This is a genomic window from Acinetobacter sp. GN11, assembly GCF_054823985.1.
On record NZ_JRVL01000181.1, the window covers coordinates 1 to 8,993 of the forward strand.

The 8,993-nt window shown below is 37.7% G+C and carries 11 protein-coding genes; 3 read left to right on the forward strand and 8 right to left on the reverse strand.

Annotated elements, in window-relative coordinates; translation table 11 throughout:
* Positions 1-628 (forward strand): OprD family outer membrane porin (locus NL42_RS15065; RefSeq protein ID WP_461313355.1); only part of this gene is annotated, 628 nt, incomplete at its 5' end.
* Positions 629-661: 33 nt separating this feature from the next.
* On the opposite strand, the gene NL42_RS15070 is transcribed toward NL42_RS15065, so the two are convergent.
* Genes NL42_RS15070 through NL42_RS15085 form a run of 4 tightly spaced genes read right to left on the reverse strand, consistent with a single transcriptional unit; the run spans position 662 to position 4,499 of the window.
* Positions 662-1,405, reverse strand: a complete 744-nt coding sequence (locus tag NL42_RS15070; RefSeq protein WP_461313356.1) for an SDR family oxidoreductase — start codon at positions 1,403-1,405, stop codon at positions 662-664.
* A gap of 15 nt (positions 1,406-1,420) precedes the next feature.
* Positions 1,421-2,119, reverse strand: coding sequence for a histidine phosphatase family protein (locus NL42_RS15075; protein ID WP_461313357.1), 699 nt, complete (start codon positions 2,117-2,119; stop codon positions 1,421-1,423).
* Entirely contained in the window at positions 2,116-3,237 is a 1,122-nt protein-coding gene (locus tag NL42_RS15080; protein WP_461313358.1) for a phosphotransferase family protein, read from the reverse strand. The genes NL42_RS15075 and NL42_RS15080 overlap by 4 nt, the downstream gene beginning before the upstream one ends.
* A gap of 17 nt (positions 3,238-3,254) precedes the next feature.
* Positions 3,255-4,499 carry an acyl-CoA dehydrogenase family protein gene (locus NL42_RS15085; protein ID WP_461313359.1) on the reverse strand — a complete coding sequence of 415 codons (1,245 nt, stop codon included), beginning with the start codon at positions 4,497-4,499 and terminating at the stop codon, positions 3,255-3,257.
* 89 nt (positions 4,500-4,588) lie between these two features.
* Here NL42_RS15085 and NL42_RS15090 point away from each other — a divergent pair, with 89 nt between their 5' ends.
* Positions 4,589-5,509, forward strand: a complete 921-nt coding sequence (locus NL42_RS15090; protein ID WP_461313360.1) for a LysR family transcriptional regulator — start codon at positions 4,589-4,591, stop codon at positions 5,507-5,509.
* A 42-nt stretch (positions 5,510-5,551) separates the two neighbouring features.
* Positions 5,552-6,364 carry an IclR family transcriptional regulator PcaU gene (pcaU, locus tag NL42_RS15095; protein WP_003652006.1) on the forward strand — a complete coding sequence of 271 codons (813 nt, stop codon included), beginning with the start codon at positions 5,552-5,554 and terminating at the stop codon, positions 6,362-6,364.
* A gap of 95 nt (positions 6,365-6,459) precedes the next feature.
* Here pcaU and NL42_RS15100 read toward each other — a convergent pair whose 3' ends face one another.
* The 4 genes from NL42_RS15100 to NL42_RS15115 form a co-directional block, all read right to left on the reverse strand.
* On the reverse strand, positions 6,460-7,326 hold the full coding sequence (locus tag NL42_RS15100) for an MBL fold metallo-hydrolase (RefSeq protein WP_461313361.1): 867 nt from the start codon (positions 7,324-7,326) through the stop codon (positions 6,460-6,462).
* A 3-nt stretch (positions 7,327-7,329) separates the two neighbouring features.
* Entirely contained in the window at positions 7,330-7,743 is a 414-nt protein-coding gene (locus tag NL42_RS15105) for a DUF6691 family protein (protein WP_045431291.1), read from the reverse strand.
* Between the two features lie 4 nt (positions 7,744-7,747).
* The gene (locus tag NL42_RS15110) at positions 7,748-8,161 is read right to left on the reverse strand and encodes a YeeE/YedE family protein (protein WP_461313362.1); all 414 of its coding nucleotides are present in this window, start codon (positions 8,159-8,161) and stop codon (positions 7,748-7,750) included.
* Between the two features lie 135 nt (positions 8,162-8,296).
* The gene (locus NL42_RS15115) at positions 8,297-8,755 is read right to left on the reverse strand and encodes a DUF6438 domain-containing protein (protein WP_080645698.1); all 459 of its coding nucleotides are present in this window, start codon (positions 8,753-8,755) and stop codon (positions 8,297-8,299) included.
* Positions 8,756-8,993: the final 238 nt, after the last annotated feature.

The following is an 8,993-nucleotide window of genomic DNA, read 5'->3' on the forward strand; positions in this document are numbered from 1 at the left end:
CCTTAACTACATTGACCTGCGCTATCAATTTACGCCGTCTTTAAAGGGCGAATATTATTTTGGCAATTTGGAAGATCTGTATAACAAACACTATGTAGGACTTGAACATACGTGGAAGCAACCAACTTTCGCTCTTACCTCTAAGTTTAAGTACTTCAATGCAAAAAATGACGGCAATACTTTTGATATTGATGCGCAGAACATTGGATTACTTGAAACAGTTAAAGTAAAAAACCATACCTTTGGTTTGGGTTACCAGCAAATTATCGGTGAGTCCGCTTACCCGCTACCAGATGGCTTCTTACCAGAAACTTATTTCATTAACTGGAACGCTACCGGATTCTTTAAAGAAGATGAAAAGTCTTACCATGTAATGTATGGCTACGACTTTAAGGACTATGTACCCGGTTTAAATGCGATGGTGAAATATGTTTACGGACATGACTTTAAAGCAGCAAATGGTGAGAAAAACCACGAGACTGAGTCGAATGTGATTTTAAACTACGCATTTCAGCAACCATTCTTAAAAGGTGTTGCCCTGCAATATATTCGTATTGATTACAACGTTAAACATGGCAATGACTTTGGTGAAGATCGTTTATTCGTCAATTACACCAAAAAGTTTTAATTAAAAAATCCCCCTAAAATTTAGGGGGATTTTTTATCCTAATTTATTAACCAATCTTAAAGGCAAAACCTTCATGGCAATACTCATTGGTAACCATGGCCACTGTGGCACATATGCTTTTACAGGTTGTTTTTCGATAGCTTTGACTAAAGCTTTACATCCTGTTTTGGCATCTACCTCAAAAGGTAAATGTTTAGCACCTTCATTCATTTCAGTACGAATGTAGCCTGGGAAAATGGTTGAGACTTTAATTGGGGTATCTAACAATTCAGCGCGAATACCTTCAGCCAAGTGAGCAACTGCGGCTTTACTTGCAGCATAAGTCGATAAATGTTTTGGCAATCCGCGCATCGCACTCATGGATGACATCACCACCAAATGACCCGCGTTTTGTGCTCTAAAAATTTCAACTGCTGCTTCACACTGTGCTAAAGCAGAAATAAAGTTTGTTTCAGCTGTAGCTCTGTTAATTTCAAAATTACCTTTACCAATACGGCGGCCATTGCCAACTCCAGCATTTACAATAATTCGGTCTAAATAGCCAAACTCTTGTTTAAAGGCGCGAAATACTTCAAAGACCTGATCGTAATTGGTGACATCCAGACTTTTTGCAATTACTTTAATACCGTACTCATTTTCAAGTTCAGTTTTTAGATCTTCCAATCTGTCTAAACGGCGTGCACAAATCGCTAAGTTATAGCCTTTGGCTGCAAATTCATGTGCCATACCCGCGCCCAATCCAGAACTTGCACCTGTAATTAAAATTGTCTTCGCCATGCTTTTATCCTTATTTTAAATCCATGTCAGTAAATCTGGACGCTCAGCTTTTATAAAATGATGTTCATTTAAACTTAAAACCTGAGCTTCATTTCCAACTAAACGCAAAGTCGTGAGGCTTGTATTGGTAATTGCCCAATTCAAAGCAAAAGTTCGATTAGGACTGAGTTCAAGCAATTTTCCAATTGCTACAGAAATCACACCACCAGAGGTAAAAACGACAGCATAGCGAGGTTTAGTTTTCGATAACTCATCACAAAGTTGCTGCAATGCTGTTTCGACTCTTTCTTTAAAATGTGGCCATGACTCATCATATTCATGATGAAAATCGCCATCAGTCCATCGTCCAATTGCGCCTTCAAATATTTTGGCAAGATAGGCACGCGGGTTCTGTTCTTGTGCTACGTCAGCTTTTAACAATTCCGGTTGTTCAAAACGTGGTTCATAGCGTGCAAAAACCTGCTGATGATTAAACTCGTTCCATAGACTATTGTGATTAATCACTGCATCTGGAAAGCATTCATTTAATGCGAGTTGTGCAGTTTGCTCGTGGCGATGCATGGTTCCGGCCACAACATAAGGTTGCTCTTTCAATATTTGTTTAAAATAACGACCTAATAAAGTCGCTTGAGCCTCACCATTTTCAGACAACTCATCATAGTTACTTTTACCAAATGATGCCTGTCCATGTCTTACCAGATAAATTGTGGTCATTTTCTTAAAATACCCTGTATTTTCTGTAGAGATTGCTGAGCAAATTCTGATTCTTGAATTTTTTGCTGCCCAATAAGTTTTAAAGCTCTTATATGTAACGCATGAATGACGATCCAGAAATCTTTAAAAGCTGGATTTCGCGTTTGTTTATGGTAATAGCGGTAATAGATTTGCTGAGCAATCACTGCTAAACGGAATACGCCAAATACCTCATAAAAAGCCCAATTTTGAGGGTTCAAACCTGTTTTTTGCAGGTAATAATCAACAACTTCTTTACGGGAGAACATTCCCTTTAAATGGGTAGGTTGACGGCGTGTCGATCTGAAAATCATATTATCCGTAGGTTCAACCCAATAGGCTAAAGCACTGCCTAAATCCATTAATGGATCACCCAGCGTTGCCATTTCCCAGTCCAGCACGCCAATCACTTCAGTTGGATGCTCTGGATCTAAAATCACATTATCAAATCGCCAATCGTTATGAATAATGCAAGTCGTGGAATCTTGAGGGACATTATCTTTCAACCATTTTCGAACATACTTAAATGAAGGAACATTGAGCGTTCGGACCTTTTCATAACGCTTATCCCAGCCTTCAACTTGTCTACGGCAATATCCTGTACCTTTGCCTAGTTCAGCTAAAGGCGTGTTTTCATAAGGAACTTGGTGTAACTCAATCAGCTTATCAAGCACATTTACACAAAGCTCATGAACATTTTCTTCATTAAAGCCAAGCTCAGGCGGTAATTTTGCACGAGGAATAATGCCTTCAATGCGTTCCATGACATAAAAATCACAGCCAATGACCGATTCATCCTGACAAAGTGCGACCATTTTAGGAAGCACCAGATAATAAGGCGCAAGGTTTTTTTGCACCATATATTCACGGGCCATATCGTGGGCCGACTTCGCTTTTGTTCCTTTTGGAGGACGACGTAAAATTAAATCGGTATTTTCATACTTTAAACGGTAAGTCCAATTCGACGCCCCACCCGTATATTGAGTAACGACTGCTGGACCAACCAAATCAACACCTTGGTTTTTTAACCAGTTTTCAACTGCCCCAATATCAAGCTCTTCACCTTCACGTACTTCACCGCCTATATCAATTACCGACATCTTCACTTCCTTTAAACTTATACTTTCTTATGACGACCGAAATAACCACGTTTGGCCAACTCTAATTTGGCAATCATGCCTTTATGTACTTCATCTGGACCATCAGCTAAACGTAAACTGCGTGCTTGAGCAAAGAAACCCGTTAATGGTGTATCTCTCGAAAGGCCCGCACCGCCATGTAGCTGAATCGCCATGTCGACTACTTTTTCTAAAACACTCGGAGCCACTACTTTAATTGCAGATATTTCTGTTAAAGCGGCCATATTCCCTAAAGTATCCATTTTATAAGCTGCATACAAGGTTAAAAGCCGAGCTTGATCTATCGCTACCCGCGCATCAGCTACCCGTTCAAGGTTCCCACCAAGTTTTATAATTTCTTTGCCAAACGCCGTTCTAGACATACCACGGTCAATCATCAATTCTAAAGCTTTTTCAGCAGCACCAATACAGCGCATGCAATGGTGAATACGCCCGGGTCCTAAACGGCCTTGAGCAATTTCAAAACCTTGGCCCGCACCACCAATAAAGTTTTCAAGAGGCACTCGAACATTATTAAAGTGAACCTCACCGTGTCCATGTGGCGCATCGTAGTCGCCAAACACAGGTAACATCCGTTGAATTTTGACACCCGCCGTGTCAATCGGTACTAAAACCATAGAGTGCTGGTGATGGCGGTCTTTAGTTTCATCTGGAGTATGTGCCATAAAAATAATGACTTTAGCATTTGGGTCACCTAAGCCAGACGACCACCACTTTTTGCCATTTAAAACAATTTCATTACCGTCTATGAGTGCAGTTGCTTGCATATTAGTTGCATCGCTTGACGCAACATCGGGTTCCGTCATGCAAAAAACCGAACGAATTTTTCCGTCCAATAAAGGTTTTAACCATTGTTGTTTTTGCTGTTCACTGCCATAGCGCCATAACAATTCCATATTTCCCGTATCTGGTGCATTACAGTTAAAAACGGTAGGTGCCAATAAGCTACGGCCAGTTAATTCAGCTATGTGCGCATATTCTTGAACAGTTAACCCTGCCCCCAGCTTTTCATCTGGTAAAAACATATTCCAAAGACCAGCTTGCTTTGCTTTAGATTTCAAAGTTTCTAAAAGCTCAGGCCACTGCCACTTTTTCCAGTTCCCATCTGGATTTAATTCATGAACTTCTTCCCAAAATTTTGCTTCAACGGGTTCTATTTCTTCTAAAATAAATTTTCTTGTTCGCTCAGCAAAATCCTGAGCTGTTTTTGAAAGTTCAAACATTATTTTTTCCTTTACATCATTATCTTGTCTTTACATCAACATAACTTGAAACTTAATATGAATGAAATGATTTTATTAAATAACACCTCATGAATAATATTCATAACCTGCATGGCCTAGACTTAAGTTTTTTCCACCGGATTGATATCAATTTATATCCACTATTTATCGCGATTTATGAACAAAAAAGTATTTCAAACGCAGCAAGCAGTCTCAATATTACTCAATCGGCAGCAAGTCATGCTTTGCAGCGTTTACGTCAGCAACTTGAAGATGATGTATTTATACGTGTAGGCAATAAAATGTCTGCAACGCCTTTTGCAGAGCAGATTTATCCGACTGTTAAACAAGCGCTTTTAACCATTCAAAATATTAGCCAGCAGAAAAATGTCTTTGATCCAACCAGTTTAAAGAACTTAAAAATCGCCGTGCATGATGAAATTGAGCCTATTATTCTTCCAAGACTTGCTCAACATTTTCAAAATCTTAATTTAGATTTGCAGTTTGTGAGTATGAAGCTAGATCGAAAACATATTATGGCGGACTTAGCGACGCAGCAGCTCGATTTCGTGATTGACCTAGAACAATATTTATCTCCAAAAATTACCTTTGATCATTTGGTAACAGATGAGTTCGTCATTTGCAGTCAACTTAAAGAAGTCGATTTATCTAGTTATATCAATGGTCGACACATCGGTGTTTCGTCACGCCGTACGGGTGCTTTACTTGAAGATATTTATTTAAACCAACATCAAAAAATTTCAAGAAATGTATTCATGCGCTGTCAAAACTACTCAACGGCGTTACAAGTTTTGGGAGCTCAAGCCAACGCAATATTGACTATGCCCCGAATGATTTTGCAGCATTTATCCTATAGTTCGGAAATTCGTTTGCATTCACTCCCATTTGAGATGACCAATATCAAAATGGGGATGTTTTGGCATGAAGATTTAAGGGATAATTTAAGGCATCAATTTTTGCGACATGAAATTATTAAAATTTTTCAGTAAAGCAAATTGATCTACTAAGCTTCTATCGTACAAGGATCAGTAATGAGTAAAGATGAACGGATAATCCAGAATCAGGACAACAAAAAAACGATTCGTCATGAAGATTATATTGCTGGCATTGGTAAAGGAATGGCGATTTTAGATAGCTTTAGTAGTAATCAACATCGTTTAAATATTTCTATGGCAGCCGAAAAAACCGGGCTTACCCGAGCGGCAGCAAGACGTCATTTATTAACTTTAGAATATCTAGGCTATCTTGAGTCAGATGGTCACTATTACTATTTAACCCCCAAAGTCCTGAAATTTTCGGGGGCTTATTTAGGTGCAGCCCAACTTCCAAAAGTATCGCAGCCTTTATTAAACCTATTAACTAACCAAACCTCTCTTATTTATTCAGTGATGGTACTTGACGGTTATGAAGCCATTACCATTGCACGTAGTGCGGCACACCAACAAACTGACCGAGTAAATCCATACGGCCTACACTTGGGTAATCGCTTACCTGCTCATGCGACCTCGGCGGGTAAAATTTTACTGGCACATTTAAGCCAAGAAGAACAATTGGACTGGCTTCAAAAATACCCACTACAGCGTTTAACCAAATATACGCATATTGAAAACGATAAATTTTTAGAGTTACTACAAGAGATTCGAGAACAAGATTGGTGTTATTCACGTGAAGAACATGAATTAGGCGTTCACGCACTCGCCGTACCTATTTATGGGCAAGACTTTAAAGTTGTTGCAGCTTTAAACATTGTTTCTCCAACCATGAAAACAACTGAAGAATATTTAATTCAACACATTTTGCCTTTATTGCAAGAGACTTCGCGGGATTTAAGACAAGTTCTTTAAATCTTACTTAGGCTATTTTGATAGGATAAATTTTATTATTTGCTTAGGCTATTTTGCCGAGCGGTCGTGATTGAATGAATCTGCTTAGGCTATTTCTAAAAATAATTAAATGGAATTTTTAAATAACGGATACCATTCGCTTCAGGTTCCGGAAAATTTCCACCGTTCATATTAATTTGAATTGAAGGGAGAATTAATTTTGGCATTGCCAAAATAGCATCTCTTTCTTGGCGCATTTTTATGAATGACTCTTTAGAAACTTGTCGGTTTAAATGAATATTGCTTTGCTTTTGAGTTTTTATATCTGTTTGACAGACATATTCATCACGACCTTCTGGCTTATAGTCATGGCACAAGAACATACGCATGTTATCAGGAAGTGTATAAAGCTTTTGTACCGAGTCATAGAGCTCAGCAGCACTCCCTTTAGGAAAGTCACATCTAGCCGAACCATAATCAGGCATAAATAAAGTATCACCCACAAAAACAGCATCAGCAATTACATAGCTTAAGCAAGCAGGTGTATGCCCTGGCGTAGGAATGTTATAGGCTGCTATATCCCCTATTTTAAAATGCTCATAATCTTCAAATAAACAATCAAAAGGCTGATTTTTATTAAATTTTTTAAAATCAAAATTATAGATAGCAGAAAAAGTTTCTTGTACCACTGAAATTTTTTTACTAATGGCAATTGTGCCACCCAATTTAGATTTTAAATATTGGGCAGCAGTCATATGGTCTGCATGTACGTGGGTTTCTAAAATCCATTGCACTTTAAAGTTTTGAGCTAAAACATAATCGATAATCAGATCAGCATTGGTTGTTTTCGTAGTCGCTGAAGCTGCGTCGTAGGCAAGCACACTATCAATAATCGCGCATTGACGTGTAGCTAAATCTGCAACAACATAACTAAAAGTATTAGTATTTTCATCAAAAAAATCTTTTACTAGAGGTTGTTGCATAAGTTAATTTCCTTTATTTAAAACTCGGTAAATAAACATTCCTAATAACATTGCGACAATAAAATATAGTGCTTCAAAATATCCTAATCCAATAAGTGTTAAAGCAGGAGCTGGACATATGCCTGCTATTCCCCAGCCTATACCAAAAATAAAAGCCCCGACAATTAACCTTTGGTCAATCTGTGTATTCATTGGTAATTGAATTTGTTCATTAAAAAGTGTTTTAGGTCTTTTTATAGCCTTTTGAAACGGAATAAATGCCACAGCAATAGCACCTAACATTACAAACATTAAGCTGATATCCCACTGACCAAATATATCTAGAAACCCTAAAACTTTTTCAGGATTAGACATGCCAGAGATCATTAAGCCCAATGAAAACAAGCTACCAAATATAAAAGCAAAGATATTTTTCATAGGATTACCCCAACACATGACGAATGATATAAACAGTTAACATGCCAGCAAACATAAAAACTGCTGTCGCTATCATCGAACGTTTTGATAACCTGCTCATGCCACAAATACCATGGCCACTTGTACAACCAGATCCTAGCCGTGTTCCAAAGCCCACAATTACACCTGCTAAAATAAGTGCATATGTGTCGGCTTTAATTTCAATTTCAGGCTGATAAAAATAGCCATATATGAAAGGTGTAATTACCAATCCCGCAATGAACCAAAATGCAGAACTTTTAAAGGTGTCTTTAGTAGGGTTTATGATTTGAGCAAGCAATCCACTAATTCCAGCTATACGACCATTTATATATAAATATCCAACTGTTGCGATGCCGAGTAACAAACCACCCAAAAAGGCATAGACAATATTTGACATATAACCACTCTTAACAATATATGTTTTTATAATCTGTATTGTACGCTGATTCTTTTAGAAATACTTAAAACAAAACTCTCAAGTATATAATTCTTCTTAACAAGAAAAAGCCCCAATATTTTGGGGCTTTTATCATTAAATTAGATCTTTAATGCCTAATTGTTCAGGCAGCTTTTCCATGACTTTATTCAATCTATTATTTGCAGGAGACATACAACCTGTGTAATGGCTTAATTTTGTTTCCGTGCCATTTGGTTGAATCCATGAAATGTAATAGCTAGACATATCAGTTGCCGTTTGCTGACAACCCGCAGTTTTAGATTGTGTACCTGTTTCAGGACGATAAGCTTTTAGATCATCTGCAAGTTTTTTATAATCTTTTACGCTACCTTGAATTTCTTTAACACCGATAGCTTTAGTGTATTGCTTGCCTTCAAAACGAATTAAACCCGTAGGTGTTACTTCTACAGAATAGATTGGGCATGCGCCAAAGCATGGACTAGAAGCATAACGAATAGTTTCTTGTGTATTCGGTGCTTGCTGAACAGATGCACAACCCATCAAAGCTAAACCAGATAAAGTTGCAAGAACCAAAGATCTCATCGTATCACCTATTATTATCAAGTGGCTTTAATTTATCAAATCATACACTTCTTGTCATTAAAGACTATTTTTTGTGATTGTTTTCATCAATTCATATGGCTTATTGCTTAGGCTATTTTTACAATAATTAAATATTATGATCTAAAGCGCATAAAAAAAGGCCCATCTTGCGATGAGCCTTAAGCCAATAAAAGCTTAAATTCCTGAAATACAAATTATTACTGGGTAG